Annotated in this window: 28 protein-coding genes and 1 tRNA gene; 20 read left to right on the top strand and 9 right to left on the bottom strand. The window is 65.7% G+C overall.

What is annotated here, in order from left to right:
• The first annotated feature begins 81 nt into the window (after positions 1-81).
• The 5 genes from hisI to SALA_RS07790 all read left to right on the top strand — a co-directional run bounded on the left by hisI (position 82) and on the right by SALA_RS07790 (position 4892).
• A complete protein-coding gene (hisI, locus tag SALA_RS07810) occupies positions 82-462 on the top strand; it encodes a phosphoribosyl-AMP cyclohydrolase (RefSeq protein ID WP_011541833.1) in 381 nt (126 codons plus the stop codon).
• Complete coding sequence (locus SALA_RS07805) at positions 449-982, top strand: hypothetical protein (protein WP_011541832.1); 534 nt, start codon at positions 449-451, stop codon at positions 980-982. The genes hisI and SALA_RS07805 overlap by 14 nt, the downstream gene beginning before the upstream one ends.
• Before the next feature lie 66 nt (positions 983-1048).
• A complete protein-coding gene (locus tag SALA_RS07800; protein ID WP_041383178.1) occupies positions 1049-1474 on the top strand; it encodes a MerR family transcriptional regulator in 426 nt (141 codons plus the stop codon).
• A gap of 72 nt (positions 1475-1546) precedes the next feature.
• Entirely contained in the window at positions 1547-3349 is a 1803-nt protein-coding gene (locus SALA_RS07795; protein WP_011541830.1) for an acyl-CoA dehydrogenase C-terminal domain-containing protein, read from the top strand.
• Positions 3350-3395: 46 nt separating this feature from the next.
• Positions 3396-4892 carry a phospholipase D-like domain-containing protein gene (locus SALA_RS07790; RefSeq protein WP_041383884.1) on the top strand — a complete coding sequence of 499 codons (1497 nt, stop codon included), beginning with the start codon at positions 3396-3398 and terminating at the stop codon, positions 4890-4892.
• Positions 4893-4985: 93 nt separating this feature from the next.
• Here the strand turns inward: SALA_RS07790 and SALA_RS07785 are convergent, their stop codons facing one another.
• The 7 genes from SALA_RS07785 to SALA_RS07755 form a co-directional block, all read right to left on the bottom strand.
• Entirely contained in the window at positions 4986-5837 is an 852-nt protein-coding gene (locus tag SALA_RS07785) for an HpcH/HpaI aldolase/citrate lyase family protein (protein WP_011541828.1), read from the bottom strand.
• Positions 5837-6289: a MaoC family dehydratase gene (locus tag SALA_RS07780; protein WP_011541827.1), complete on the bottom strand. Its 453-nt coding sequence runs from the start codon at positions 6287-6289 to the stop codon at positions 5837-5839. Before SALA_RS07780 ends, SALA_RS07785 begins: the two co-directional genes overlap by 1 nt.
• Before the next feature lie 167 nt (positions 6290-6456).
• Positions 6457-8295, bottom strand: coding sequence for an acetyl/propionyl/methylcrotonyl-CoA carboxylase subunit alpha (locus SALA_RS07775; RefSeq protein WP_011541826.1), 1839 nt, complete (start codon positions 8293-8295; stop codon positions 6457-6459).
• A gap of 5 nt (positions 8296-8300) precedes the next feature.
• Entirely contained in the window at positions 8301-9899 is a 1599-nt protein-coding gene (locus tag SALA_RS07770; protein WP_011541825.1) for a carboxyl transferase domain-containing protein, read from the bottom strand.
• Between the two features lie 33 nt (positions 9900-9932).
• A complete protein-coding gene (locus SALA_RS07765; RefSeq protein WP_011541824.1) occupies positions 9933-10211 on the bottom strand; it encodes a hypothetical protein in 279 nt (92 codons plus the stop codon).
• Positions 10208-10555 (bottom strand): hypothetical protein, encoded by a 348-nt coding sequence (locus tag SALA_RS07760; RefSeq protein WP_011541823.1) that lies wholly within the window; start codon positions 10553-10555, stop codon positions 10208-10210. The genes SALA_RS07765 and SALA_RS07760 overlap by 4 nt, the downstream gene beginning before the upstream one ends.
• A complete protein-coding gene (locus tag SALA_RS07755) occupies positions 10552-11721 on the bottom strand; it encodes an isovaleryl-CoA dehydrogenase (RefSeq protein WP_011541822.1) in 1170 nt (389 codons plus the stop codon). Before SALA_RS07755 ends, SALA_RS07760 begins: the two co-directional genes overlap by 4 nt.
• A 100-nt stretch (positions 11722-11821) precedes the next feature.
• Between SALA_RS07755 and SALA_RS07750 the strand changes: the two genes are divergently transcribed.
• Genes SALA_RS07750 through SALA_RS07735 form a run of 4 tightly spaced genes read left to right on the top strand, consistent with a single transcriptional unit; the run spans position 11822 to position 16356 of the window.
• Positions 11822-12724 (top strand): LysR family transcriptional regulator, encoded by a 903-nt coding sequence (locus SALA_RS07750; protein ID WP_011541821.1) that lies wholly within the window; start codon positions 11822-11824, stop codon positions 12722-12724.
• A gap of 58 nt (positions 12725-12782) precedes the next feature.
• Positions 12783-13712, top strand: coding sequence for a sulfate adenylyltransferase subunit CysD (gene cysD, locus SALA_RS07745; protein ID WP_084764697.1), 930 nt, complete (start codon positions 12783-12785; stop codon positions 13710-13712).
• The gene (gene cysN, locus SALA_RS07740; protein ID WP_011541819.1) at positions 13712-15613 is read left to right on the top strand and encodes a sulfate adenylyltransferase subunit CysN; all 1902 of its coding nucleotides are present in this window, start codon (positions 13712-13714) and stop codon (positions 15611-15613) included. The genes cysD and cysN overlap by 1 nt, the downstream gene beginning before the upstream one ends.
• The gene (locus SALA_RS07735; protein ID WP_011541818.1) at positions 15610-16356 is read left to right on the top strand and encodes a 3'(2'),5'-bisphosphate nucleotidase CysQ; all 747 of its coding nucleotides are present in this window, start codon (positions 15610-15612) and stop codon (positions 16354-16356) included. Before cysN ends, SALA_RS07735 begins: the two co-directional genes overlap by 4 nt.
• A 107-nt stretch (positions 16357-16463) precedes the next feature.
• Here the strand turns inward: SALA_RS07735 and SALA_RS07730 are convergent, their stop codons facing one another.
• On the bottom strand, positions 16464-18245 hold the full coding sequence (locus tag SALA_RS07730) for an ABC-F family ATP-binding cassette domain-containing protein (RefSeq protein ID WP_011541817.1): 1782 nt from the start codon (positions 18243-18245) through the stop codon (positions 16464-16466).
• 134 nt (positions 18246-18379) lie between these two features.
• Between SALA_RS07730 and SALA_RS07725 the strand changes: the two genes are divergently transcribed.
• Positions 18380-19123 (top strand): SIMPL domain-containing protein, encoded by a 744-nt coding sequence (locus tag SALA_RS07725; protein ID WP_041383882.1) that lies wholly within the window; start codon positions 18380-18382, stop codon positions 19121-19123.
• A gap of 130 nt (positions 19124-19253) precedes the next feature.
• On the opposite strand, the gene SALA_RS07720 is transcribed toward SALA_RS07725, so the two are convergent.
• On the bottom strand, positions 19254-19910 hold the full coding sequence (locus tag SALA_RS07720; protein ID WP_011541815.1) for a prolyl hydroxylase family protein: 657 nt from the start codon (positions 19908-19910) through the stop codon (positions 19254-19256).
• A gap of 126 nt (positions 19911-20036) precedes the next feature.
• On the opposite strand from SALA_RS07720, the gene SALA_RS07715 reads away from it, so the two are divergent.
• The 10 genes from SALA_RS07715 (at position 20037) to SALA_RS07675 (ending at position 26878) form a co-directional block, all read left to right on the top strand.
• Positions 20037-20113: transfer RNA gene (locus tag SALA_RS07715), tRNA-His, on the top strand.
• A 97-nt stretch (positions 20114-20210) separates the two neighbouring features.
• Positions 20211-21260, top strand: coding sequence for a Glu/Leu/Phe/Val family dehydrogenase (locus SALA_RS07710; protein WP_011541814.1), 1050 nt, complete (start codon positions 20211-20213; stop codon positions 21258-21260).
• Positions 21261-21399: 139 nt separating this feature from the next.
• The gene (locus SALA_RS07705; protein ID WP_041383177.1) at positions 21400-21753 is read left to right on the top strand and encodes a YbaN family protein; all 354 of its coding nucleotides are present in this window, start codon (positions 21400-21402) and stop codon (positions 21751-21753) included.
• A gap of 69 nt (positions 21754-21822) precedes the next feature.
• Entirely contained in the window at positions 21823-22554 is a 732-nt protein-coding gene (gene ccmC, locus SALA_RS07700) for a heme ABC transporter permease CcmC (protein WP_011541812.1), read from the top strand.
• Positions 22555-22558: 4 nt separating this feature from the next.
• The gene (locus SALA_RS17320) at positions 22559-22714 is read left to right on the top strand and encodes a hypothetical protein (RefSeq protein ID WP_011541811.1); all 156 of its coding nucleotides are present in this window, start codon (positions 22559-22561) and stop codon (positions 22712-22714) included.
• Complete coding sequence (gene ccmE / locus SALA_RS07695) at positions 22711-23148, top strand: cytochrome c maturation protein CcmE (RefSeq protein WP_011541810.1); 438 nt, start codon at positions 22711-22713, stop codon at positions 23146-23148. The genes SALA_RS17320 and ccmE overlap by 4 nt, the downstream gene beginning before the upstream one ends.
• A 133-nt stretch (positions 23149-23281) precedes the next feature.
• Positions 23282-25252, top strand: coding sequence for a heme lyase CcmF/NrfE family subunit (locus tag SALA_RS07690; RefSeq protein ID WP_011541809.1), 1971 nt, complete (start codon positions 23282-23284; stop codon positions 25250-25252).
• A complete protein-coding gene (locus SALA_RS07685; RefSeq protein WP_011541808.1) occupies positions 25249-25779 on the top strand; it encodes a DsbE family thiol:disulfide interchange protein in 531 nt (176 codons plus the stop codon). The genes SALA_RS07690 and SALA_RS07685 overlap by 4 nt, the downstream gene beginning before the upstream one ends.
• A complete protein-coding gene (locus SALA_RS07680; RefSeq protein ID WP_011541807.1) occupies positions 25776-26207 on the top strand; it encodes a cytochrome c-type biogenesis protein in 432 nt (143 codons plus the stop codon). The genes SALA_RS07685 and SALA_RS07680 overlap by 4 nt, the downstream gene beginning before the upstream one ends.
• Entirely contained in the window at positions 26204-26878 is a 675-nt protein-coding gene (locus tag SALA_RS07675) for a tetratricopeptide repeat protein (protein ID WP_011541806.1), read from the top strand. The genes SALA_RS07680 and SALA_RS07675 overlap by 4 nt, the downstream gene beginning before the upstream one ends.
• Positions 26879-26912 lie beyond the last annotated feature (34 nt).

The following is a 26912-nucleotide window of genomic DNA, read 5'->3' as shown; positions in this document are numbered from 1 at the left end:
GCCCCCCTAATCACGATATTGTCACATCGGCGGTCACGCGCGGGGTGACAGCGGCTTCGATCCTGCTCTAAAGCGGCGGGCATGGATGAGCAGCGCGATACGACCGACCGATTTCTCCCGCGTTTCGATGCCGCCGGGCTGGTGACGGCGATCGTCGTCGACGCCGACACGCAGGCGCTGTTGATGGTCGCACATATGAATGCGGATGCGATCGAGGCGACGCGCGCGACGGGGCAGGCGCATTTCTGGTCGCGTTCGCGCTCTGCGCTGTGGCGCAAGGGCGAGACGTCGGGCAACGGGCTGACGCTGGTCGAGATGCGCGTCGATTGCGATCAGGACGCGCTGCTGCTGCGCGTGAAGCCCGCGGGGCCCGCCTGTCACACCGGGCGCCGGTCGTGCTTCTATCGCCGCGTCGAGGCCGACGGCGGCCTGACCTTCCTTGCGGACGATGCGCAGGGTTAGCGTTGCCCTCGCGCTGGCGGCGCTGCTGCTCGCGGCGTGCGAGCGCGGGGCGAACGGCGAGGAGGCGATCGACGCCGGAAATCCGCTGGAGATTGCGGCGCGCGAACGCGGCGTTGTCCGCCCTGAAGCGGCTACGCCGGTCGGCGTGTTCGAGCGCGCGCACGACCTTGGCCGCGACGCGATGTGCGTCGTGCCCGACGGGGCGGGGCAGTGGCGCTTTGCCGTAACCGCGGCCTTCGGCGCCACGCTGTCCTGCACCGCGCGGGGGACGATGGTGCGCGAGGGGGACGGGTGGCGGATGCGCTTCGCGGGGGCGAAAGGGTGCGAGGCGCTGGCCCACGAGGAAAATGACGAGTTGCGCCTGCCGGGACGCCTGCCGCCGCAATGCGCGCTGCTCTGCCCGAACCGCGCCTCGCTGTCGGGGCTGCGGCTGCCGCGCGCGAGCTGGTCGGCGGATGATGCAAGGGGCTTGCGGATCGCCGACGGTCGCGGCAATATCCTCCGGCCCTGTGCAGGCTGAAGCGCCCGGAATCGGAGCGCTCTGGCGCTATTGACGTTCACGTCAACGGAAACTAGTTTCGTCGGCATGACCGAACCCTACGGCCACTCGCATATCGATACGCCCGACCATCTGGGGCGCGAACAGTTCAGCATCACCGACTTGTCGACCGAGTTCGGCGTCACCGCCCGTGCGCTGCGCTTCTATGAGGATGAGGGGCTGATCAGTCCGTCGCGCAAGGGATTGTCGCGAATCTATTCGAAGCGCGACCGCGCGCGGCTCGCGTGGATTCTGCGCGCGAAGCGCACCGGCTTCAGCCTCGCCGATATCCGCGAGATGATCGACCTGTATGATGTCGGCGACGGCCGCAAGCTGCAACGGCAGGTGACGATCGAGAAATGCGAGGAACGCATCGCGTTGCTCCGCCGCCAGCGCGACGATATTGACAGCGCTGTAGATGAACTGTCACGTTTCATCGAAATGGTGAAAAAGGTCGACGCCGGCAAGAAATAGCCGGTCCGACCCGAAGCTGGCCTCTCCCCAGGCAAGTTGGACCCGATCAACTGCTTTTCAGAAGGATTTCCCATGCCCGTCTATCGCGCCCCTGTGCAGGACAGCCTGTTCTTGATCAACGAGGTGCTTGGCGTTGAGAACTATGCCAATCTTCCCGGCTTCGCCAACGCGACCCCCGACATGATCGAGGCGGTGCTGACCGAAGCGGGGAAGTTTTGCGAAGAGGTGCTGTTCCCGATCAACCAGTCGGGCGACCTTGAAGGCTGCACGCGCCACGACGACGGGTCGGTGACGACGCCCAAGGGGTTCAAGGAAGCGTATAAGGCCTATTGCGAGGCGGGCTGGACGCTGCTGACGCAGCCGGAAGAGTTCGGTGGACAGGGACTGCCGCATGTCGTCGGCTTTCCGGTCGAGGAATATCGCATGGCCGCGAACCAGGCCTTTGCCATGTATCCGGGGCTGACGCAGGCCGCCGTTGCGGCAATCCTCGTCAAGGGATCGGACGAGCAGAAGGCGCGCTATGTTCCGAAGATGGTGTCGGGCGAATGGGGCGGTACGATGAACCTGACCGAGCCGCATTGCGGCACCGACCTTGGCCTCATCCGCACCCGCGCGGTGCCCAATGGCGACGGCAGCTATGCCATCACGGGCACCAAGATCTTCATTTCGTCGGGCGAGCACGACCTGACCGACAACATCATCCACCTCGTCCTCGCCAAGACTCCCGACGCGCCCGACAGTGTGAAGGGCATCTCGTTGTTCATCGTGCCGAAGTTCCTCGTGAAGGAAGATGGCTCGCTCGGCGAGCGCAACGCGCTGCAATGCGGGTCGATCGAGCACAAGATGGGCATCCATGCCAATTCGACCTGCGTGATGAACTATGACGGCGCCACCGGCTGGATGGTCGGCGAGGAGAATAAGGGGCTCGCCGCGATGTTCGTGATGATGAACGCCGCGCGGCTGGGTGTCGGGATTCAGGGATTGGGGCAGGCCGACATCGCCTTCCAGAATGCCGTCGCCTATGCGCAGGACCGCCGCCAGGGCCGCGCGCTCACCGGACCGAAAGACCCTCAGGAAAAGGCCGACCCGCTGTTCGTCCATCCCGATGTGCGCCGGATGCTGATGGACGCCAAGGCGACCGTCGAAGGGCTGCGCGCGCTGTGCCTGTGGGGCGCGCTCCAGGTCGATCTGGCGCATGTGGCCGAGACCGAGGAGGAACGGCAGCTCGCCGACGATCTCGTCAGCCTGCTCACCCCGGTCATCAAGGGCTATGGCACCGACAAGGGCTATGAGGTCGCGACCAATGCGCAGCAGGTGTTCGGCGGCCACGGTTACATCGAGGAACATGGCATGAGCCAATATGTCCGCGATGCCCGCATCACGATGATTTACGAAGGCGCGAACGGCGTGCAGGCGATGGACCTTGTCGGCCGCAAGCTCGCGCAGAATGGCGGCCGCGCGATCCAGACCCTCTTCGCCATCGTCGATGCCGAATGCGCCGCGGCGAAGGACAAGCCCGCGCTCGCCGATTTCGCGGGGCGCCTCGAAAAAGCCAATGGCGAGCTGAAGGCCGCGACGATGTGGTTCATGGCTAATGGCATGACCAACCCGAACAATGTCGGCGCCGGCGCGCATCATTATATGCACATCACCGGCATCGTCGCGCTGGGGCTGATGTGGCTGCGCATGGCCGAGGCGGCGCAGAAGGCGCTCGACGAAGGGCGCGGAGCCAAGGATTTCCTCGATGCAAAGATCGTCACCGCGCGCCACTTCGGCGAACGCTTCCTGCCCGACGCGGGATCGCTTCGCCGCAAGATCGAGGCGGGCAGCGAGACGATGATGGCGCTGACCCCGGAACAGTTTTTCGCGGCCTGACGCCGTGTCGGCGCAACCATCGCCGCCGCCGGGCGTGTCGGCGGCGATGGGCAGCGATCTGGAACCGATTGTCGTCGAAGGCCGCAATTGCTGGCGGATCGAGCGCGCCGAGAAGGCGCGGATGATCGTCGATGCCGCCGATTATTTCAAACTGCTGAAAGAGCTGATGGCGGGCGCGAAGGAGCGTATCCTGCTGATCGGCTGGGACTTTGATCCGCGCATTGCGCTGGAGCCCGACGCGGACGGCAAAGGCGAGTCGCTCGGCCATTATCTGCTGGCGCTGGCGCGCGCGAAGCCCGATCGCGACATCGACATATTGCGCTGGAACTTTGGCGGGCTGAAGCATTTGCTGGTTCCGCGCATCGTCGCGATGATCCTGCGCTGGAAGGCGACGCGCTCGATCAGCTTTCGCCTCGATGGCGCGCATCCGGCAGGGTGCAGCCATCATCAGAAGGTGGCGGTGTTCGACGATCATCTGGCGGTGTGCGGCGGCATCGACGTCGCTGCGTCGCGCTGGGACACGCGCGGGCATAGGGATGGTGACACGCGGCGGACCAACCCCGACGGCAAAACCTATATGCCGTGGCATGATTCGACGATGATCCTTGCGGGGGACGTCGGCCGCGCGCTCGCCGAACTCGGCAACGAACGCTGGCAGCGCGCGACGAAAAAGGCGCTGCGCGATGTCGAGGGCGATGGCGAGACATGGCCCGATACGCTCGACCCTGATTTCACCAACGTCGATGTCGCCATTTCGCGCTCGCGCGCCGAATATGACGGCTATCCCGAAGTGCGCGAGATCGAGCAGCTCTATCTCGACATGATCGCGGCGGCGAAGCGCTTCATCTATTTCGAGAATCAGTATTTCACGAGCGGCAAGATAGCCGCTGCGATCGCGGCGCGGCTGGACGAGGATGACGCGCCCGAATTCGTCATGGTGATGCCGAAAACCGCCGACGGCTGGCTCGAACAGATGGCGATGGACGCGGCGCGGGTGAAACTGGTGCGGTCGATCGCCAAGGCGAAGCATGGCGACCGGCTGCGCATCTATGTCCCGCACACGGCGGGCGGCGATCCCATCTATGTCCATGCCAAGACCGCCATCGTCGACGACCGGCTGCTGCGCGTCGGATCGTCGAACATGAACAACCGGTCGATGGGGCTCGACAGCGAATGCGACGTCACGATCGATGCCGCGCTGCCCGCAAATCACGGCGCCGAACCGGTGATCCGCAAGCTGCGCGAATCGCTGATGGCCGAACATCTGGGCGTCGACCCGGCGGAGGTCGCGCGCGCCTTTGACGCGTCGGGTTCGCTGATTGCGGCGATCGAGGCGCTGCGCGGGCCGGGACGCTCGCTCGAACTGCTCGATCTGGTCGCGCCCGGTCCGATGGACGATTTCATCGCCGACAATGAATTGCTCGACCCGACGAGCCCCGATGCGATGTTCGAAAGCTTCGCCGGGCGCGGCCTGAAGAAAAGCTGGCGGCGCGGCAAAAGCTGGATGAAGCGGCACCGGCCGTTTCGGCGGCGCGGGCGCTAACCGCTCCCATCCGTCATCCCGGCGAAGGCCGGGATCTCAACATCGCGCTCTGACACACCGGCGAGATCCCGGCCTTCGCCAGGATGACGGGGGTCAGTTCGCCAGCGACAATATATGCCGGGCCTGTTTCAGATGCGGCGCGTCGACCATCTTGCCGTCGACCTGGAGCACTCCGGCGCCGGGATTGGCGGCGAAGGCGTCGACGATCGCCTGCGCGCGCGCCGCTTCCTCGGCACTGGGGGTGAAGGCGGCATTGATCGGTTCGACCTGCGACGGGTGGATCGCCATCATGCCGGTAAAGCCGTCGCGCCGCGCGCGAGCGGCATAGGCGGCGAGGCCATCGGCATCCTTGATCGCGGGGAACACCGTGTCGATCGCCGCGACGCCTGCGGCATGAGCGGCAAAGAGTGTCAGCGCGCGCGCGACTTCATAAGGCTGGGTATAGCGTCCGTCCGCCTCGCGGCTCGTCGTCGCGCCGATCGCGGCCGGCAGATCCTCGGCGCCCCAGGTCAGGCCGAGCAGGCGGTCTTTCACTTCGCGGTAGCTGCCAAGCGTGAAGATTGCCGCGGGCGTCTCGGTGGCAATCGGCAGGATCGCAGGCAGCGAAGCGTCATCCGCCGTTTCGCTCCGCAGGATCGTGTCGAGTTGCTGGATGCTCGGCGCGCCCTCGGCCTTGGGCAGCATGATCGCATCGGGGCGCGCGCCGATCACCGCGGTGACATCGGCGGCGGTCATATGCCCGTCGAGCGGATTGACGCGCACCAGCGTCACGACTTCGCGCGTCCCCGACAGATATTCGGCGACGGCGTGGCGCGCCGCGTCCTTGTTCGCGGGCGACACCGAATCCTCCAGGTCGAGGATGATGGCATCGGCACCCGACGCCGCCGCCTTGGCAAAGCGTTCGGGCCGGTCGCCGGGGACGAAGAGAAGCGAGCGGAGGCGCATCAGGCGTCCTTCCTTTTGATGAGCGCGGAGCGTTCACACTGACAGACGATTTCGCCCCGCTGATTGATCGCCCGGTGCAGGAAGGTGACGATACCTGCATTCGGCCGCGATTTCGACTCCTTGAGGCCGATCACCTCGCTCGTCGCATAGAGCGTATCGCCGATGAACACGGGTTTGGGCATGACAAGCTTGTCGTAACCAAGGTTCGCGACGAGCGTGCCCAATGTCGTGTCGCCGACCGACAGCCCGACCATCAGGCTGAAGGTGAAGGTGCCGTTGACGAGGATCTGGCCAAACTCCGACGCCTTCGCCGCCTCGATATCGAGGTGCAGCGGCTGCGGATTGTGCGTCATCGTGGTGAACAGCAGATTGTCGGTCTCGGTCACCGTGCGGCGGATGTCATGCGTCAGCGCGTCGCCAATGGTCCATTCGTCGAAATAGCGGCCTGCCATGTAATTTCTCTCCCATCGGGAGAGGGATGCGGAGACTTGCCAGCTTGCTGGCTAGTCGTAGCTGGGTGAGGGTTGTGCCCCCACAATAGCTCGCAACCCCTCATCCAACTCCGCCTGATCGCTGCGCGATAAGGCTCCATATCCTTCTCCCGCCGGGAGAAGATTGCTCATTTCGCCGCCTCGATCCGCGCCAGCAATGCCTCGACCTGCACCTGTCCGCCTGCCACCGCGTTAAGCTCCGCCACCACGCCGTCGAACGGCGCAACCAGGCTGTGCTCCATCTTCATCGCTTCGAGCGTGAGCAGCTTCTGTCCCTTGGCCACCGTGTCGCCCGCGGCAACCTCGACCGCGATGATCTTGCCGGGCATGGGCGACAGGATCGCGCCGTCGCCCGCCGCGCCGCTCGCGCTGCCCTCGGCGCGCCAGGGTGCCAATTGCCACACCGACCCACCCTCGGCGACGAGCATCGCGGGGGCGGGTTCTTCGGCGCCGGGGCCGTGGAGCGCAACGTCGACCCGCTTGCCGTCGAGCAGGAAGGGCGCGGTGCGCACCTCGGGGGCGTTGAGGCGGAACCCCGCCTGTAACGCGCGCGGCACCATCGCCATTGCGGCATTGGTCAGTGCCTGCGCCGAAGGTTCGGGCGCAGCGGTCATCGCATCGCCATCGCGACCGATCAGGCCGGTATCGACGGTGCCCGCGACGAAATCAGGATGATCGAGCGCGGCGATCAGAAAGGCCGAATTGGTTTTGACCGGCCAGATCGCGCTGTCCTCCAGCATCTCCGAAAGCAGCTCGCGCGCTTCTTCGCGGTTCTCGCCATAAGCGATGACCTTGGCGATCATCGGGTCATAGAAGGGCGACACCTCGGCGCCTTCATAGACGCCGGTGTCGATGCGGCCGATATGCTCGGGAAGCTGGAAGAGTTCGAGCGTGCCCGTGCTCGGCAGAAAGCCCTTGGCGGGGTCTTCGGCATAAAGCCGCGCTTCCATCGCCCAGCCGTTGATTGCAAGCTGGTCCTGCGTCAGGGGCAATGGCTCGCCGCTCGCGACGCGCAGCTGCCATTCGACCAGATCGACGCCGGTGATTTCCTCGGTCACCGGATGCTCGACCTGCAACCGCGTGTTCATTTCCATGAACCAGATGCGGTCGGCGCGCAGGCCCTCGCTCGCGTCGGCGATGAACTCGATCGTCCCCGCGCCGACATAATCGACCGCCTTTGCGGCGCGCACCGCGGCGGCGCACAGCTCGGCGCGCGTCGCCTCGTCCATGCCGGGGGCGGGGGCTTCCTCGATCACCTTCTGGTGGCGGCGCTGGAGCGAGCAGTCGCGTTCGAACAGGTGGACGACATTGCCGTGCGTGTCGCCGAATATCTGCACCTCGATATGGCGGGGGGTGAGGATATATTTCTCGATCAGCACATGGTCGTTGCCGAACGACGCCGCCGCCTCGCGCTGGCACGAGGCAAGCGCGTCGAGGAAGTCAGCCGGGCTATCCACCTTGCGCATCCCCTTGCCGCCGCCGCCCGCGACGGCCTTGATGAGGACGGGATAGCCGATCTCGGCGGCCCGTTCGGCGAGGAAAGCGGGATCCTGGTTCTCGCCCATATAGCCCGGCGTCACCGGAACCCCGGCCTCGGCCATCAGCTTCTTCGCGGCATCCTTGAGCCCCATCGCGGTGATGCTTGCGGGGTTTGGCCCCACCCAGACCAGCCCGGCGTCAATGACCGCCTGCGCGAACGCGGCGTTCTCCGACAGGAAGCCATAACCCGGATGGATCGCCTCGGCCCCGGTCGCCTTCGCGGCCGCAACGATCTTCTCGCCCACCAGATAGGATTCGCGCGCCGGCGACGGGCCGATATGCACGGCCTCATCGGCCTGCCGGACATGCAGCGCCTTGGCGTCGGCGTCCGAATAGACCGCGACGGTGCGAATGCCCATCTCGCGTGCGGTGCGGATGATGCGGCAGGCGATCTCGCCGCGATTGGCGATGAGGAGGGACTGGATCATGGTAATCACATCCTGAACACGCCGAAGCCGCGGTCCTCTACCGGGGCGTTCAGCGTTGCGGTGAAGGCCAGCCCCAGCACGTCGCGCGTCTGCGCGGGGTCGATGATGCCATCGTCCCACAGGCGCGCGGTGGCGTGATAGGGATTGCCCTCATCCTCATATTTCTGGCGGATCGGGGCTTTGAAGGCTTCGGCCTCCTCCGCCGTCCATTTGTCGGCGTCGCGGTGGACGGTCGCCAGCACCGATGCCGCCTGTTCGCCGCCCATCACGCTGATCCGCGCATTGGGCCAGGTGAACAGGAAGCGTGGGCTATAGGCGCGCCCGCACATGCCGTAATTGCCCGCGCCAAAGCTGCCGCCGATCAGGACGGTGATTTTCGGTACCGTCGCGGTTGCCACCGCCGTCACCAGCTTTGCGCCATGTTTTGCAATGCCTTCGGCCTCATACTTCCCGCCGACCATGAAGCCGCTGATATTCTGGAGGAAGAGCAGGGGAATGCTCCGCTGCTGCGCGAGCTCGATGAAATGCGCGCCCTTGACCGCGCTTTCGCTGAACAGCACGCCATTGTTGGCGAGGATTGCGACCGGGATGCCCCAGATATGCGCGAAGCCGCACACCAGCGTGCTGCCATATTGCGCCTTGAACGCGTGAAACTCGCTGCCGTCGACCAGGCGCGCGATGACTTCGTGGACGTCATAGGGCGCGCGGACGTCCTGCGGGATGATGCCGTATAGGTCTTCGGCGTCATATCTGGGCGGGCGCGGTTCCTTCAGCTCAACCTTGAACCCTTCATCGGCGCCAAGGTGCGACATAATATCGCGGACGATCGTCAGCGCATGTTCGTCATTCTCGGCCAGATGATCGACGACGCCCGACTTCTTTGCGTGCAAATCGCCGCCGCCCAGATCCTCGGCGCTGATTTCCTCGCCCGTTGCCGCTTTCACCAGCGGCGGGCCGGCGAGGAAGATCGTGCCCTGACCGCGGACGATCACCGTCTCGTCGCTCATCGCAGGCACATAGGCGCCGCCCGCGGTGCAGCTTCCCATCACGCAGGCGATCTGCGGAATGCGCCGCGCGCTCATATTCGCCTGGTTGAAGAAGATTCGCCCGAAATGGTCGCGGTCGGGAAAGACCTGATCCTGATGCGGCAGGTTCGCGCCGCCGCTGTCGACAAGGTAGATGCACGGCAGGCGGTTCTCCTGCGCGATTTCCTGCGCGCGGAGATGCTTTTTCACCGTCATCGGATAATAGGTGCCGCCCTTCACCGTCGCGTCGTTGCAGACGATCATCGCCTGCCGCCCCGACACGCGGCCGATGCCCGCGATCATCCCTGCGCCCGGAACCTCGCCGCCATACATGTCGCACGCGGCGAGCTGGCCGATTTCGAGGAACGGCGAGCCGGGGTCGAGCAACCGCTCGACGCGCTCACGCGGCAGCAGCTTGCCGCGGCTCCTATGCCGCTCGCGCGACTTTTCATTGCCGCCCAGCGCCGCTTCGGCGACGCGCGCGTAGAGTTCGTCGCGCAGCGTGCGGTTGTGCGCGGCGTTGGCGCGGAACATCTCGCCGTCGCGATCGACCATCGTTCCCAATACAGGGGCGCTCACCTTGCCGAATCTCCCTTTGCACTTGTCATGTCGCTATTCCTGCGCGGCCGCGGGGTCGCCCGGCTTCTTGCGGATAAGGTGGCGATAAACGCCGACGCAGTTGATACAAAGCAGCGCGATATTCTGCCACCCGATGCCTTCGCTGTCCGACTGGAGGAAGCCCCAGGCGATCAGCGCGAGGCTGCTGGTCACGAAAATGACGAACGCCCAGCCGGTCCACCGTTCGCCAAGGTTGAGCGAGACGATCAGCGCGGCAAAGGTCGCCGCGGCGGCGCCATAATATTGAAGCGCGTCGAGCAGCGTCTCGCTCATGTCGCCCCCAGCAGCGCGCAGGCGCCCGAAGCCGCAAGGAAGGGCCAGCCGATGTGGCGCCCGCGCGTATAGACGGCGTCGAAAAGGCCCGTCGCGAGCCATGCCGCGCCGATAAGCAGGATCAGCCCGCGTGGGCTGCCGGGCCAGACGACCGATGCCGCCGATACGAGCATCAGTAGCGACAACGCATGCCATGCGAGGCGAAAGACGCGGCGCGCAAGGTCGACCCCCATGATGCCCTGATCGAGCATCATCACCGGCCCCATCAACCGCCGCTCGCCAAGAATGGCGTGGATCGCGGCCGTCGTCGTCATGCCCGCCGCCGACAGCCAGAGCCAGATCACGCGCCGGCGCCGATCAGTTCGCGGCCGATCAGCATCCGGCGGATTTCGTTGGTGCCCGCGCCGATGTCGAGCAGCTTGGCGTCGCGCCAGTAACGCTCGACCGGCCAGTCCTTCGTATAGCCCGCGCCGCCGAGGGCCTGAATCGCCTCGCCCGCAACCTTTACCGCGCTCTCGCTCGCGAGCAGGATCGCGCCCGCGGCGTCGAAGCGCGTCGTCTGGCCTGCGTCGCACGCCTTGGCGACGTTATAGACATAGGAGCGCGCCGACTGGAGCATGACATACATGTCGGCGACCTTGGCCTGCATCAGCTGGAACGCGCCGATCGGCTTGCCGAACTGCTTGCGCTCGCGCACGTAAGGGATGACCGTGTCGAGGCACGCCTGCATGATGCCGAGCTGGAGCCCGGCGAGCACGACGCGCTCATAATCGAGCCCCGACATCAGCACGCCGACGCCGCCGTTCTCCGGCCCCATCACCTGCTCTTCGGACACTTCACAATCGGTGAAAACCAGTTCGGCGGTCGGGCTGCCGCGCATCCCGACCTTGTCGATCTTTTGCCCGATGCTGAACCCCGGCATGTCCTTTTCGATCAAAAAGGCCGTAATTCCCCGCGATCCCGCGTCGGGTGAGGTCTTGGCATAGACGACCAGCGTGTCGGCGTGGCTCGCGTTGGTGATCCAGAACTTCGTGCCGTTGAGGACATAGCCGCCCTGCACCTTGTCGGCCTTCAGCTTCATCGACACCACATCGCTGCCCGCCCCGGCTTCGGACATGGCGAGACTGCCGACATGCTCGCCCGAGATCAGTTTCGGCAGATATTTCGCTTTCTGCTCGGCGTTGCCCCAGCGGCGGATCTGATTGACGCAAAGGTTCGAGTGCGCGCCGTAGGAGAGGCCGATCGCGGCGCTGGCGCGCGAAACCTCTTCAACCGCGATGACATGTTCGAGATAGCCGAGGCCGAGCCCTCCGAACTCCTCCTCGACGGTGATGCCATGGAGGCCGAGTGCGCCCATCGCCGTCCACAGCTCGTCGCGCGGGAACCAGTCCTCCGCATCGGCCCTGGCGGCGAGCGGCGCAATCTGCTCGTCGGCGAAGCGGGCGGTGGTTTCGCGGATCATGTCGGCGGTTTCGCCGAGCGCAAAGTCGAAATCGGGGGTGGCGCGCATGGAGTACCTGTCGATCGAGGGCCGGACGGGAGGGGATAGTGCCCCAAAAACCCAGCATATGGAAATTGAAAGAGATCGCAGTTCGGCATAAACAAAATCTATGATTAAACGCGCGCATATCCGGCAATTTCTCGCTGTCGTCGATGCAGGCAGCTTCACGCAGGCGGCTTTGCGCATCCGTGTCACCCAGCCAGCGCTGTCGGCGGGGATCGCCGAACTGGAAAGGCTGGTCGGGACACCGTTGTTCCTGCGCAACCGACGGCAGATACGCCTGACCGAAGCGGGCGGCCGTTTCCTGCCGATCGCGCGCGACCTCGACCGCGGATTTCGCGCGGCGGACGATTTCGGCCGCACCGGCGAACAGCAGGCGGCCGAGCTGAAGCTTGGTGTGATCCGGTCGCTGTCCGGCGAACTGTTGCAGGCGATCGTCGCGGCGCTGCGTCCGAGTTTTGCGATCGAGATCGTCGAAAACGGCGATGCCGAGCTTCGCGCCGCGCTGGGCAGCGCGCGCATCCATATGGCGATCGGCGGGCTACGTCCCGGCGAGCGCGGGGAGCATGTCACGCCGCTCTATGACGAACCGTTGACAATGTTCGTTGCCGCCGACCATCCGCTCGTCGGTCGCATCGAAGTCACGCCCGACGAGCTCGCCGCCGAAACGATGATCGCGCGGCGTTCGTGCGAGTTTCTGGCCGCCACCAGCCGCTTTTTCACGCGCCACGGCGTACGGCCGCGTTTCGCGCTGCGCAGCGAAAGCGATGAGCGGTGCCTGCGGATGGTCGCCGCGGGCATCGGCATCACCACCGCGCCGGTGTCGCTGGCGATCGACGGGATCGTGCCGCTCAAGGTCGCGGGCTATGATTTTCGCCGCGAACTCGGGCTGATCGCCGATCCCGCCTGGGCGGCGCTGCCCGACGTGGCGCCGCGGCTGGCGCACGCACGCGAGATGATCGGCGCGATCGCCGCCGAGTGGCGGCAGGCAAAGGTCGATCCGGCCTTGTGATGGCCAGCCTCCCAAGTCTGGCTTGCAGCGCCGAAAGGCCATACAGCTTGATCGCTTCATGGAGGGGCGGCAAGGGCAGGGCATGACCGATACGCTGACCCATCTCGACCGGCTGGAGGCCGAGAGCATCCATATCATGCGCGAAGTGATGGCCGACGCGGCGAAGCCCGTGATGCTGTACAGCGTGGGCAAGGACAGCGCGGTGATGCTGCACCTCGCGCGCAAGGCCTTTTATCCCTCGCCGCCGCCCTTCCCGCTGCTGCACGTCGACACGACGTGGAAGTTCCGGGCGATGTACGAGCTGCGCGACCGGATGGCGGCCGAGAGCGGCATGGAACTCATCGTCCATCAGAACCCCGAAGCGAAAGCGCGGGGCATCAATCCGTTCGACCATGGCCCGCTGCATACCGACATGTGGAAGACCGAGGGGCTCAAGCAGGCGCTCGATCTCCACGGCTTCGATGTCGCTTTCGGCGGCGCGCGGCGCGACGAGGAAAAGAGCCGTGCGAAGGAACGTATCTTTTCCTTCCGCACCGCGAGCCACGGCTGGGATCCCAAGAAGCAGCGGCCCGAACTGTGGAATCTCTACAACGCGCGCAAGGCGAAGGGCGAGAGCATCCGTGTGTTCCCGATCTCCAACTGGACCGAGCTCGACATCTGGCAATATATCGCGCGCGAAAATATCCCGATCGTGCCGCTCTATTTTGCCGCGCCGCGCCCGACGGTGGAGCGCGACGGCCTTTTGCTGATGGTCGATGACGATCGCTTTCCGCTGCGGCCCGGTGAAGTGCCGACCCTCCGCTCGGTGCGCTTCCGCACGCTGGGTTGTTATCCGCTCACCGGCGCGGTCGAGAGCGAGGCGAAAACATTGTCCGAGGTCATTCAGGAGATGCTGCTGACGACGACCAGCGAACGCCAGGGGCGCATCATCGACAAGGACAGCGGTGATGCCAGCATGGAGAAGAAGAAGCAGGAGGGCTACTTCTGATGACCGATCCCATCTACGTCACCGACGCGCTGATCGCCCAGGACATCGACGCCTATCTCGCGGGTCACGAGAAGAAGTCGCTGCTGCGCTTCATCACCTGTGGATCGGTCGACGACGGCAAGTCGACGCTGATCGGGCGGCTGCTCTATGACAGCAAGATGATTTTCGAGGACCAGCTTGCGGCGCTCGAGGCCGACAGCAAGCGCGTCGGCACGCAGGGGCAGGAGATCGACTTTGCTTTGCTCGTCGATGGCCTCGCCGCCGAGCGCGAGCAGGGGATCACGATCGACGTCGCCTATCGCTTTTTTACGACCGAGAAGCGCAAGTTCATCGTCGCCGACACGCCGGGGCACGAGCAGTACACGCGCAACATGGTCACCGGCGCCTCGACCGCCGATCTGGCCGTCATTCTGGTGGACGCGCGAAAGGGCGTGCTCACCCAGACGCGGCGTCACAGCTTCCTCGCGCACCTCATCGGCATCAAGCATATCGTGCTCGCCGTGAACAAGATGGACCTTGTCGGATACGACAAGGCGGTGTTCGAGCGCATCCTGCTGAGTTATCGCGCCTTTGCGAGCGAAATCGGTATCACCGGCTTTACAGCCATCCCCATTTCGGGGTTCAGGGGCGACAATATCACCGCGCTGTCGAAGAACATGCCCTGGTTCAAGGGACCGACGCTGATCGAACATCTCGAGACGGTCGAGATCGCCGCCGCCGCCGACGAAGCGAAGCCCTTTCGTATGCCGGTGCAATGGGTCAACCGCCCCAACCTCGACTTCAGGGGCTTCGCGGGCCAGCTTGCGAGCGGCACCGTCAAGCCCGGCGATCCGGTGCGCATCCTGCCGAGCGGCAAGACGACGACGATCGACCGCATCGTCACGCTTGACGGCGACCTCGGCGAAGCCGTCGCAGGGCAATCGGTCACGCTGACACTGGCCGACGAGGTCGATTGTTCGCGCGGCGACGTGATCGCGGCGGCCGACAATCCCCCCGAAGCCGCCGACCGGTTCGAGGCGACATTGGTGTGGATGGCCGACGAGGCCATGATCCCCGGTCGCGCCTATTGGCTGAAGCTCGCGACGCAGAGCGTGTCGGCGACGGTACAGACGCCCAAATATGAGATCAACGTCAACACGCTCGACCATCTCGCGGCCAAGACGCTCGAACTCAACGGCATCGGCGTCGTCGAACTGTCGACCGACAAGCCGATTGTGTTCGAGGCCTATGGCGACAACCGCACCTTGGGCGGCTTCATCCTGATCGACAAGCTGACCAATGCGACGGTTGCCGCGGGGATGCTGCATTTCAGCCTTCGCCGCGCGCAGAATGTCCACTGGCAGGCAAGCGACATCAGCCGCGAGATGCGCGCGAACCTGAAAAATCAGAAGCCTGCGCTGCTGTGGTTCACGGGCCTGTCGGGGTCGGGCAAGTCGACGATCGCGAACCTCGTTGAAAAGAAGCTGCACCGGATGAACCGCCACAGCTTCCTGCTCGACGGCGACAATGTGCGGCATGGGCTCAACAAGGATCTCGGCTTTACCGAAGCCGACCGGATCGAGAATATCCGCCGTGTCGGCGAGGTCGCCAAGTTGATGACCGATGCGGGGTTGATCGTCATCACCGCCTTCATCTCGCCGTTCCGTGCCGAACGCGAGATGGTTCGCTCCATGCTGCCCGAAGGCGAGTTCATCGAGATATTCATCGACACGCCGCTGGAGGAGGCCGAGCGCCGCGACGTCAAGGGCCTCTACAAGAAGGCGCGCGCGGGGCAGCTCAAGAACTTCACCGGCATCGACAGCCCCTATGAAGCGCCCGAAACGCCTGAAATCCGCATCGACACGACCGCGATGTCGCCCGAGGCCGCGGCCGATCTGATTGTCGAGCATCTGCTCGGATGAGCACGGCCGAGACCGACGACCAGCTTGCGCAGCGCCTCGCGGCAGCGGCAGGGGCGATTTTGCTCGACCTGCGTGCGCGCGGCGACCTTGAAGGCAAGGCGCTGGGGCAGGCGGGCGACGAGGCCGCCAATGCGATGCTGTGCCGCGAAATCCGCGCGGCACGCCCCGGCGATGCGCTGCTCTCCGAAGAGGAGAAGGACAATGTGGCGCGCTGCGCCCGTTCGCGCGTGTGGATCGTCGATCCGCTCGACGGCACGCGCGAATATGGCGAGGGGCGGAGCGACTGGGCGGTGCATGTCGCGCTGGCGATCGATGGCGTTGCCGCGGTCGGCGCGGTCGCGCTGCCGGGGCTGGGCGTGACGCTGACATCGGCGTCGCCGCCGCCGCTCGCGCCGCCGAACCACCCGCCAAAGATGCTGGTCAGCCGCACGCGCCCCGCCGCCGAAGCCCTGTTCGTCGCCGAACGGCTCGGTGCCGAACTGGTCGCGATGGGGTCGGCCGGCGCGAAGGCGATGGCGGTCGTGCGCGGCGAGGCCGACATCTATCTGCACACCGGCGGGCAATATGAATGGGACAATTGTGCCCCCGCCGCGGTGGCGGCGGCCGCGGGTCTCCATGTGAGCCGCGCCGACGGGTCGCCGCTGCGCTACAACAATGCCGACACCTATCTTCCCGACCTGCTGATCTGTCGCAAGGAGCTGGCGGAGACGGTGTTGCGACGGGCGCGGGAGTTTGGCCGGTAGCGCCTCACAGCAGCCGTGCCCCGGCGAAAGCCGGGGGGCAACAGTAAGGCGACAGTCCGCTCCCCACCCCGAAATGGTCGTTTCGTTTCGGTCGGGACCGGCCCCGCTTATTGCAGGGCCTCGACCTCTTCCGCGAGCGCAAGCCAGCGGTCTTCGGCGGCGGCCTTTTCGGTGCGGAGCGCGTCGAGCTTGTCGGTCAACGCCTTGAAGCGGGCGTTGTCGCGCGTGAACAGCGCGCCGTCGGACAACTCGGCCTCGATGTCGGCTATCTCGGCCTCGATCGCCTCGATCCGGGCGGGGAGAAGGTCGTAGTCGCGCTGGTCCTTGTAGGACAGTTTGCGGCGCGCCCGCGGGGGCGGTGGCGGCGTGGATTCGGCGGCGGCGGATTTGGTTTTGGCGGTCGAAGGCCTGGTGCGTTTCGCTTCCCAGTCGGCATAGCCGCCCGCGACGATATCGACCTTGCCCGATCCGTCGAGGCCCAGCGTCACCGTGACGGTGCGGTCGAGGAAATCGCGGTCGTGGCTGACGAGCAGCACGGTGCCGGCATAGTCGGCGATCACTTCCTGCAACAGGTCGAGCGTTTCGAGGTCGAGGTCGTTGGTCGGCTCGTCGAGCACGAGCAGGTTCGATTCGCGGGCGAATTCGCGCGCGAGCAGCAGCCGCGAGCGTTCGCCGCCCGACAGCGCGCCGACGCTCGCCTCGACGACGCCGGGGTCGAAGAGAAACTCTTTCATATAGCCCTGGACATGTTTTTTCACCCCGCGCACCTCGACCCAGTCGCCGCCGTCGGCAAGCACGTCGCGCACGCGCTTTTCGGGCGACATCAGGCTGCGCTGCTGGTCGATAATGATGCCGTCGAGCGTCGGGGCGAGGGTGATGCTGCCGCTGTCGGGCTGAAGCTCGCCGGTGAGCAGCTTGAGCAGCGTCGATTTGCCCGCGCCATTGGCGCCGACGATGCCGATGCGGTCGCCGCGCTGGACGCGAAAATCAAGGTTCTTGATGATCGTGCGGCCATCGAAGCTCTTGCTCACCCCCTCGGCAACGATCACCGATTTCGAGCGGACATCGTCGTTGGCGAGGCCGAGCTTGGCGACGCCGGGGCCGCCGATCATCGCGGCGCGGGTCGCGCGCATTTCCTTGAGTTTTTCAAGACGACCCTGATTGCGCTTGCGGCGCGCGGTGACGCCGCGTTCGAGCCAGTGCGCCTCGAGCCGCAATTTGGAATCGAGTTTCTGCGCGGCGCGCGCTTCCTCGGCATAAACCGCCTCGGTCCATTCCTCGAAGCCGCCGAAGCCGATTTCCTTGCGGCGGATGCTGCCGCGATCGAGCCAGAGGGTCTGGCGCGTCAGACGGGTGAGGAAGGTGCGGTCGTGGCTGATGACGACAAAGGCGCCCGTATAGCGTGCGAGCCAGCTTTCGAGCCAGTCGATTGCCGCGAGATCCAGGTGGTTGGTCGGCTCGTCGAGCAGCAGCACATCGGGATTCTGCGCCAGCGCGCGCGCCAGCGCGGCGCGGCGGCGCTCGCCGCCCGATGCGCTGGCGGCGGCACGGCTCATGTCGATGCCGAGCTGGTCGGCGATCGCCGCGACTTCATGCCCGGCAGGGGCGTCGGCACCCGCCGCTGCGAAATCCATCAGTGTGGCGAAGGGGCGAAAGTCGGGTTCCTGTTCGAGCATCACGACATGCGTACCGGGAACGATCGTCCGCTTGCCCCTGTCGGGCTCGATGCGCCCCGCGAGCAGCTTGAGCAAGGTCGTCTTGCCCGCACCGTTGCGGCCGATCAGCGCCAGTCGATCGCGCGGCCCGATATAGATGTCGAGATCCTGGAACAGCCAGCCGCTGCCCTGCACAAGGCCTAGGCCTTCGTATGAAAGAATGGGTGCCGCCATGATGAACGGCTCGCTACTGGCGCGTTCAGCATCATGCAAGCGCCCTGCGCGCAAAGGCCGGAACGCGCCCGCTCCGTCTGCGTTACGGGGTGGAAAGCATGAAAGACCGCAAGCCCGGTTCACAGGAGAATGAAATGACGAAGCAAATGCTCGCCGCCATGGCGTCCGGACTGGCCCTGATCGCGGCGGCGCCCGCCGTCGCGCAGCAAGGAGGTTCGACAGGGACGGTGGCGACGATGCAGCATCCGATCCTGAGCTTCAGCGTCAGCGAGGAGGTGCGTTCGCGCCCCGACCAGGCGACCGTCGGCGCCGGGGTCACGACGACCGCGCCCACTGCGGTCGAGGCGATGCGCGCCAATGCCGCGGCGATGGACAGGCTGATCGCGGCTGCCAAGGCGCGCGGGATCAAGGCCGAGGACATCCAGACGAGCGGGATCAACCTGTCGCCGCAATATGACTACAGCAACCGCACCGACGGCCAGCCGCCGCGCTTCCTGGGCTATCAGGTGTCGAATACAGTGCGCGCGACGACCGGGAAAATCGACGATATCGGCCCGTTGCTCGATGCGCTGGTCGCTGCGGGCGGCACCAATATCGAGGGGCCGTGGTTCGCGATGAAAGATCCCGACGCGCAGCTCGTCGGCGCGCGCGGTGCAGCGATCAAGGCGGCGGAGGCGAAGGCGACCGATTATGCGCGCCTTGCCGGCTATCGCGCCGCCGAGCTGGTGTCGATCGGCGAGGGCGGCTTTGCCGGTCCGCAACCGCCGATGCCCTATGCGCGGATGGAGATTGCCGCCGATGCCAAGTCGACGCCGGTCGAGCCGGGGCGGGTGTCGAACACGCTGACACTCAATTTCCAGTATCGGCTGGTGCGGTAATTCTAACGGGGGTCGGCGGCGACCGACCCTCGTTTCCGTTCGTGTCGAGCGAAGTCGAGACACCCATCGTGAGCGCATGCCTTCGCGGTGTCTCGACTTCGCTCGACACGAACGGGTTTTGAGGCGGCCTTTATTCCAGCTCCCCCGCTGCCCACGGCCAGGGCCGTTCGCGGAACCATTTGGTGATGATATATTTGCGCCCCTTGCGCACCTTCATCCCGTGGTGGAGCGTGTCGGGATTGATGGTGCCATCGGGTCGGACATTGTTCCACGCGAGCAGCTTTCCGACTTCGGGCTGGTGCATCTTGCCGGTCGCAAGGAAGCGCGTCGCGCCGCCCGCGGCGGGTTGGTTGAGGTAGATCATCAAGGTCCAGCTCCGCTGCCCCGGCACCGCGCAATAGGTGTCCCAGTCGGCGCCGTGCGGATCGAAATAGTCGGTGTGCGCCTTGAACTCCTCGCCGATGTCGTAACGCTGGCCCTGCAACGGCTCGCCATATGCGAGCGGAATGCCGGTGAGGTCGTGAAGCTTGTTGTTGACCGCGATCACGATCGGAAGGCGGTGGTCGAGATCGCAGGTCGAACTGGTGCGGAACGCCGCGTCGCCATTGGCATCGGCGATCGTTGACGGGCGCGCGTCGCTGTCGATCAGGTCGATCAGCGCGGCGCAGGTTTCGGCGTCGAGGAAGCGCGGCAGCATGAACTGTTCGAGCCTGGATGTCGGCGCGCGGCGGATGCCGGGGACGGCGGCAAGCCGCGCTGCGGTGCGGTCGGCGCCCGAAGACGCCATGTCGACATGATCCCTGCCAGCCATGGCGCGCTTTTAAGGACTTGCGCCCACGCGAACAATGCTTGACGAGAGGGGAGGTCGCGCCTATCGCCGCGCGCTGTCGCAGGCGGTTTCGCGCGGCATATGGCGATCGTAGCTCAGTTGGTTAGAGCACCGGTTTGTGGTACCGGGGGTCGCGGGTTCAAGTCCCGTCGATCGCCCCATTTTCGCTTGGGCCGCTGACAGGCGCTTTTGGGGTGACTCGCTGCCCCTGTTTGATTATTACATCTTCACGTAATTTTTTAACGTGAGGAAGCTGCCATGTCCGCTGTCTGGGATTTCGCCGATTTCGACGATCACGAACATGTCCACATGTTCCGCGATCGCGCCAGCGGGCTGACCGCGGTTATCGCCGTCCACTCGACATACCTTGGCCCCGGCGCGGGCGGCGTGCGATACTGGCATTATCCGCAGCGCGCCGCCGCAATCACCGACGCGCTGCGCCTGTCGCGCGGGATGAGCTATAAAAATGCGATGGCGGGGCTGCCGATGGGCGGCGGCAAGGGCGTGATCCTGGCCGACGAAGGACAGGAAAAGAGACCCGAACTGCTCGCCGCATTCGGGCGCGCTGTCGATTCGCTCGGCGGCGCCTATGTGACCGCCGAGGATGTCGGCATCACCGACGCCGACATGGTCGAGATTTCCAGGCAGACGAAGCATGTCAGCGGGCTGCCCGTGGCGAGCGGCGAGGCCGGGGGCGATCCGGGGCCGTTCACCGCGCTCGGCGTCTACCTCGGCATCAAGGCGGCGATTCGCGAAGGGTTGGGCACCGACAGCGCGAAAGATGTGCGCGTCGCGATCCAGGGTGTCGGCAGCGTCGGCGGTGGCGTCGCGCGGCGGCTCGCGGCCGAGGGCGCGAAGCTGACCCTCGCCGACGTCAACCTGGCGCGCGCGAAGGCGCTCGCCGAGGAACTGGGCGCCGAACTCGCCGATTCGGCGGCGATCATGGAGATCGAGGCCGATGTGCTCAGCCCCAATGCGCTGGGTGCGATTCTGACCGAACGGAGCATCGAGAAGTTGAAGGTGCCGATCGTCGCGGGCGGCGCAAACAATCAGCTCGCAACCGCTCTCGACGGCCAGCGCATCCACGACCGCGGCATCGTCTATGCCCCCGACTATGTCATCAACGCCGGCGGGATCATCAATGTCGCGCTGGAGTATCTTGGACAGGGAAGCCAGGACGAGGTCGAAAGCCGTATCCGGCTGATCCCCGGCCGGCTCGCCGAAATCTGGGCCGAGAGCAAGGCGAGCGGTACCCCCGCCTCGGTCGTCGCCGACCGTATGGCGCAAAAACTGATCGGGCGCGGGTGATCCGGCAACGCGCGCCGTCATCCCGGCCAGGGCCGGAAGCGCGACCTTGCATCAAGCAATTATGGCGCGATCCCGGCTGTCACCCGGCTGGCGGAATGCGGGCTGGCACAGGGACCGTATTCCGCTAAGCCCGCCTGGCATGAAACGGCATTTCTATCTGGTCGCGGGCTGGTTGTCGCTCGGCCTGGGGGCGATTGGCGCCGTGGTCCCGTTGCTGCCGACGGTGCCCTTCGTCATCCTCGCCGCCTTCTGCTTTGCGCGCTCGTCGCCGCGGCTTGAGGCCTGGCTGCTGTTGCATGCGACCTTCGGCCCGCATATCGTTGCATGGCGCGACCATGGCGCGATCAGCCGCAGGGGCAAGGTCGCGGCGTCGATTGCCTTCGCCGCGAGCATCGCGCTCGCACTGGCGTTTGCGCCGTGGCCATGGGCGATGGTGCCGGTGATCGTGGCGGTCGTGACGGGTAGCTGGATCTGGACGCGGCCCGAAAGGTGACTCTCGCCATCTACCTCGGGCAAATTGCTGGACCGTCCCGTCCGCCTCGCCTAAGGACGACGCGAACCGATGCACGCCTATGCCAATCCGACCCGTTTTCTGGCGATTGCCAGGCCGCTGACGCCTTGGCTGCTCGGCCTCGGGCTGGTGTTCGTGCTCGGCGGCGCCCTGGCGGGACTGACGATGGTCCCCGGCGATTACAAGCAGGGTGAAACCGCGCGTATCCTTTATGTTCATGTGCCGTCGGCGTGGCTCGGCATGGGCGGATGGACATCGCTGGCGATCGCGGGGCTTGTCCAGCTTGTGTGGCGGCATCCGCTGGCGGGTATCGCCGCGCGCGCGGTTGCGGTGCCGGGGATGCTGTTCACCGTGCTCTGTCTGGCCACCGGATCGATCTGGGGCAAGCCGACCTGGGGAACCTGGTGGGAATGGGACGGGCGGATGACCTCGATGCTCGTCCTGCTGTTCCTTTATGCGGGCTTCATCGCGCTGACGAACGGCGATGATGCGCAGCGGCAGGGCGGATCGCTGTCGCGCGGCGCGGCGATCTATGCGCTGGTCGGCGCGGTCAACATCCCGATCATCAACCGCAGCGTCGTGTGGTGGAACAGCCTGCACCAGGGACCGAGCATCACCCTTGGCGGATCGAGCATCGACGGCGCGCTGCTGTGGCCGTTGGGCTTGACCTTGCTGGGTTTTTCGCTGCTATTCGGAGCGATCGTGCTGATGCGGATGCGGCGGATCATCGCCGACAACCGCGTCGCGGCGCGGCTGCGGCGCTTGGCCGACGAGGAGGGGTGACGGCGTGACGGGGGTGATCAGCGGCGGCGGGCAATGGGCCTATGTCGCCGCGGCCTATGGTCTGACGATCGTGCTGACGGGCGCGGTGCTGTGGTCGAGCTGGCGCGCGATGACGCGCGCCGAGAAACGCAGCGACGCGCTGCGGAAGGATCGCAAATGAAGGCAAAGCATCAGCGGCTGATCCTGGCGGTCGCGGCGCTGTGCGGCGTTGCGGGCGCGGGCGTGCTCGCGGCGAGCGCGCTCCGCGACGAGGCCGCTTATTTCCGCACGCCCGTTGAAATTGCAGGCGGCAAGGCCGCGGTTGGCGAAGCGATGCGGCTGGGCGGCATGGTTGCCAAGGGCAGTATCGTGCGCCAGGCCGACGGCCTCACGATCCGCTTCGTTGCGACCGATGGCCAGGCGTCGGTGCCCGTCGAATATACAGGCATCGTTCCCGACCTGTTCGGCGAGGAAAGCGGCATGATCGCCGACGGACGGATGCGCGCCGACGGGACGTTCGTTGCCGATCGTATCCTGGCGAAACATGACGAGCGTTATATGCCGCCGCAGATGGGCGAGATGCCGAAGAATATGAAGGCGGCGGTGGAGGGATGAATTGTACATCATTCCCGTCATTGCGAGCGCCGCGAAGCAATCTCCTGCGTGCGGCCTTTTACCCTGAGAGCTGGAGACTGCTTCGTCGCTTCGCTCCTCGCAATGACGACGTGTGGTGTAAGGGCATAGCCAGATGATCGCCGAACTCGGCCTTGCCCTGCTGTGGATCGCGGCGGCGCTCGCGTGCCTGTCACTCGTCGCGGGAACCTTGTTCCTGCGCGGCGGACCGGGGGATCTGGCGGCGCTGGTGCGACCGGCGAGCGTCGCGCAGGGTGTGCTTACCACGGCCGCCTTTGGTCTGCTCATCGCGCTGTTCGTGCGGTCCGACATGTCGGTCGAGCTGGTCGCGCGCAACAGCAACAGTTTGAAGCCGATGATCTTCAAGATTGCCGGGACATGGGGCAATCACGAAGGGTCGATGCTGCTGTGGCTGATGATCCTGTCGCTGTCGGGGGCGCTGATCGCGCTTTTCGAAAAGCGGCTGCGCGAGGATACGCTGATTGCGACGCTGGCGGCGCAGGCGGCGCTGAGCCTCGGCTTTTTCGCCTTTCTGCTTTTCTCTTCCAATCCCTTCAAGCGGTTGCCGGTCGCGCCTCCCGACGGGCAGGGCCTGAACCCGCTGCTTCAGGACATCGGTTTGGCCTTTCACCCGCCGACGCTTTACGTCGGCTATGTCGGGCTGTCGGTCGCGTTCAGCTTTGCCGTGGGCGCGCTGATCACGCGCGAGATCGGTCCGGCCTTCGCGCGCGCGATGCGGCCGTGGGTGCTGGGAAGCTGGATCTTCCTGACCCTGGGCATCACCGCGGGGAGTTACTGGGCCTATTATGAACTCGGCTGGGGCGGCTGGTGGTTCTGGGATCCGGTCGAGAATGTCTCGCTCGTGCCCTGGCTCGCGGGCGCGGCGCTGCTCCATTCGGTCGCGGTCACGGCGACGCGTAACGCGCTGCGCGCGTGGACGGTGATGCTCGCGGTGATCGGCTTTTCGATGTCGATGGTCGGCACCTTCATCGTGCGGTCGGGTCTGCTCACGAGCGTCCACAGCTTTGCCGTCGATCCCGAGCGCGGCACCTTTCTGCTCGTGCTGATGGCGATCTATATCGGCGGCGCGCTGACCCTTTTTGCCCTGCGCGCCGGGTCGGTTGCCGAAGGAAAGAAATTTGCGCTGCTGAGCCGCGAAGGCTCGCTCGTGATCAACAACCTGCTGCTTACGACGATCCTCGCGCTCGTCCTTCTCGGCACGCTCTATCCGATCGTCGCCGAGGCGATGGGCGAGAAGATTTCCGTCGGTCCGCCCTATTATAACAAGGTGGCGGGGCCGCTCGCGCTGATCCTCTGCCTCGTGATGGTTGCCGGGCCGTTGCTCAGCTGGCGCAAGGACGACGGCAAACGGCTGTGGTCGCGCCTGCCTGTCGCGATCTTCGCCGGGGCGGCGATACTGTTCGCGTTGATCCTGTTCGGCGGCAAGGTCGGTATCCTGCCGCTGCTCGGCATGACCGTCGCGGGCATCGTCGCGGTCGCGAGCCTGGCGCCCTTGTGGGGCCGCAACCTCCGCCGCGTGCCTTTGCCGACCTGGGGCATGGTCGTCGCGCATTTCGGCGTCGGTGTGTGCCTCGCCGGCATGGGAGCAGAGAGCGCGTTCATCAAGGAAAGGCTGGTCGCCGCCGCGCCCGGCGAGACGATCCGCATCGCCGATTTTTCGGTGAAGTTCGTCGGCGTGAAGCCCCTGGCCGGGCCGAACTATACTGCCATTGAGGGCGCGCTGGTCGCGACCACCCCATCGGGCAGCAGCTTTACGATGAAACCCGAAGCGCGAACCTTTCCGGGGCTGATGGGCACGGCACCGACCGAAACGAACGAGGCGGCATTGCTGACGCGGCCGGGCGGGCAGCTTTATGCAGTGCTCGGCCAGCCGGTGACGGGCGAGGATGGCCGCGCCGACCGCTACCAGATTCGCCTGTGGTGGAAACCGTTGGTGTGGTGGATATGGCTTGGCGGCGGCCTGATCGCGCTCGGCGCCACTTTGTCGCTGCTTGGACGCGCGCAGCTGCTCGCCATGTGGCGCGCGCGCCGGCACCGCAAATCACAGGAGCGTTTTGCGCCATGACGAACCGCTGGGTCTTGTTTGTGCCGCTGGCGATCATGGGGCTGTTGTTCGGCGCCTTCATCTACCGACTGGTGACGCCCGCCGAAACGCTGATCCAGTCGCAGTGGATCGACAAGCCGATGCCGCTGTTCGACCTGCCGCCCGCCACCGCGGGCGTGCCGGGACTGAAGAGCAGCGACCTTGCCGACGGGCGGCCGCGGCTGGTCAATATATTCGCAAGCTGGTGCATCCCGTGCCGCGCCGAGGCGCCGCAGCTTGAGGCGCTGAAGGCCGCAGGCGTGCCGATCGACGGTATTGCGATCCGCGACCGGCCCGAGGATGTCGCGGCGTTCCTGAACGAATATGGCAATCCCTTCGACCGCATCGGCGCCGACATGCAGAGCAGCGTCCAGATCGCCCTTGGGTCGTCGGGAGTGCCCGAAACCTTCCTCGTCGACGGCAAGGGCGTCATCCGCGAGCAGATACAGGGCGTGATCCTCGCCGATCAGGTACCCGAAATCGTTGCGAAGATCGAGGCGATGAAATGAGCGTGCGGGTGGCTCTCCTTTGCCTGCTCGGCGCGCTGGTCTTGCCGGTAGCGGCGCAGGACCGGCTGCCGCCCGCGCCCTATGCCTATCAGCAGCTTAATGACCCTGCGAAGGAAGCGCGTGCCAAGGCTTTGATGGAAGAACTGCGCTGTCTGGTCTGTCAGGGCCAGTCGATTGCCGATTCTGATGCGCCGCTGGCGGGCGACATGCGGCACGAGGTGCGCAGCAAGATCGCGGCGGGCGAAAGCCCGGACGAGATCAAGGCGTGGCTCGTCGCGCGTTATGGAAATTGGGTGACTTATGATCCGCCGTTCGACGGTGCGACAGCGCTGTTGTGGCTGGGGCCGCTGTTGTTCCTCGCGATCGGCGGCTGGCTGGCGTTCGGCCGCTTTCGCCGCGGCGGTGACGAGGAGGAGGACAAGACGTGACGTGGTTCTGGGTCATGGTCGCCGCCGCGCTGACGATCGGCGGTATTTTCTGGTTGGGTCGCTTGCCCGCCGCCGCCCGGCCGCTGGCCGGTGCCGCGGTGATGCTGGGGCTGGCGGGCTATGCGCTTCAGGGCAGCCCGTCGCTGCCGGGCAAGCCCGTCGCGCCGGCGCCGGAACCCGACGGCTTTGGCGAGGCGTTGACCGACGAGCGGCAGGGGATGGCCGAACGCTTTGGTCCGGCGGCCCAATGGCTCGGCATGTCCGACGGTTTTGCGCGCACGGGCAAGACCGAACTGGCGGCGAAGACGCTCGAAAAGGGGCTGGAAAAATATCCCGACAATGTCGACCTGTGGGTGGGGCTGGGCAATGCGCTCGCGGCGCATGGCGGCGGCATGATGTCGCCCGCCGCCGCGCTCGCCTTCGACGAAGCGGCGCGGCGCGATCCGTCGCACCCGGCGCCGCCCTTCTTCGCGGGCCTCGCGCTCGCGCAGGGCGGTGACCTTAAAGGCGCCGAAGCGGTGTGGAGCGAACTGCTCGCGCGCAGCCCCGCCGATGCGCCCTGGCGCGCCGACCTCGAAATGCGGCTCGCGCAGCTTCGGCAGGCGCTGGGGCCGACGCCAGCGGCACCTGCGGGCCCGGCCGACGAAACCGTAGCGAGCGTCCCGAATTGAAACCTGTTCCAAAATCGCAGGCTCGTCTAAAGGC

Source organism: Sphingopyxis alaskensis RB2256 (genome assembly GCF_000013985.1).
GTDB classification, from domain to species: Bacteria; Pseudomonadota; Alphaproteobacteria; order Sphingomonadales; family Sphingomonadaceae; genus Sphingopyxis; species Sphingopyxis alaskensis.
The sequence above is the reverse complement of the archived record's forward strand: the minus strand, read 5'-3'. Positions and strand labels throughout refer to the sequence as shown.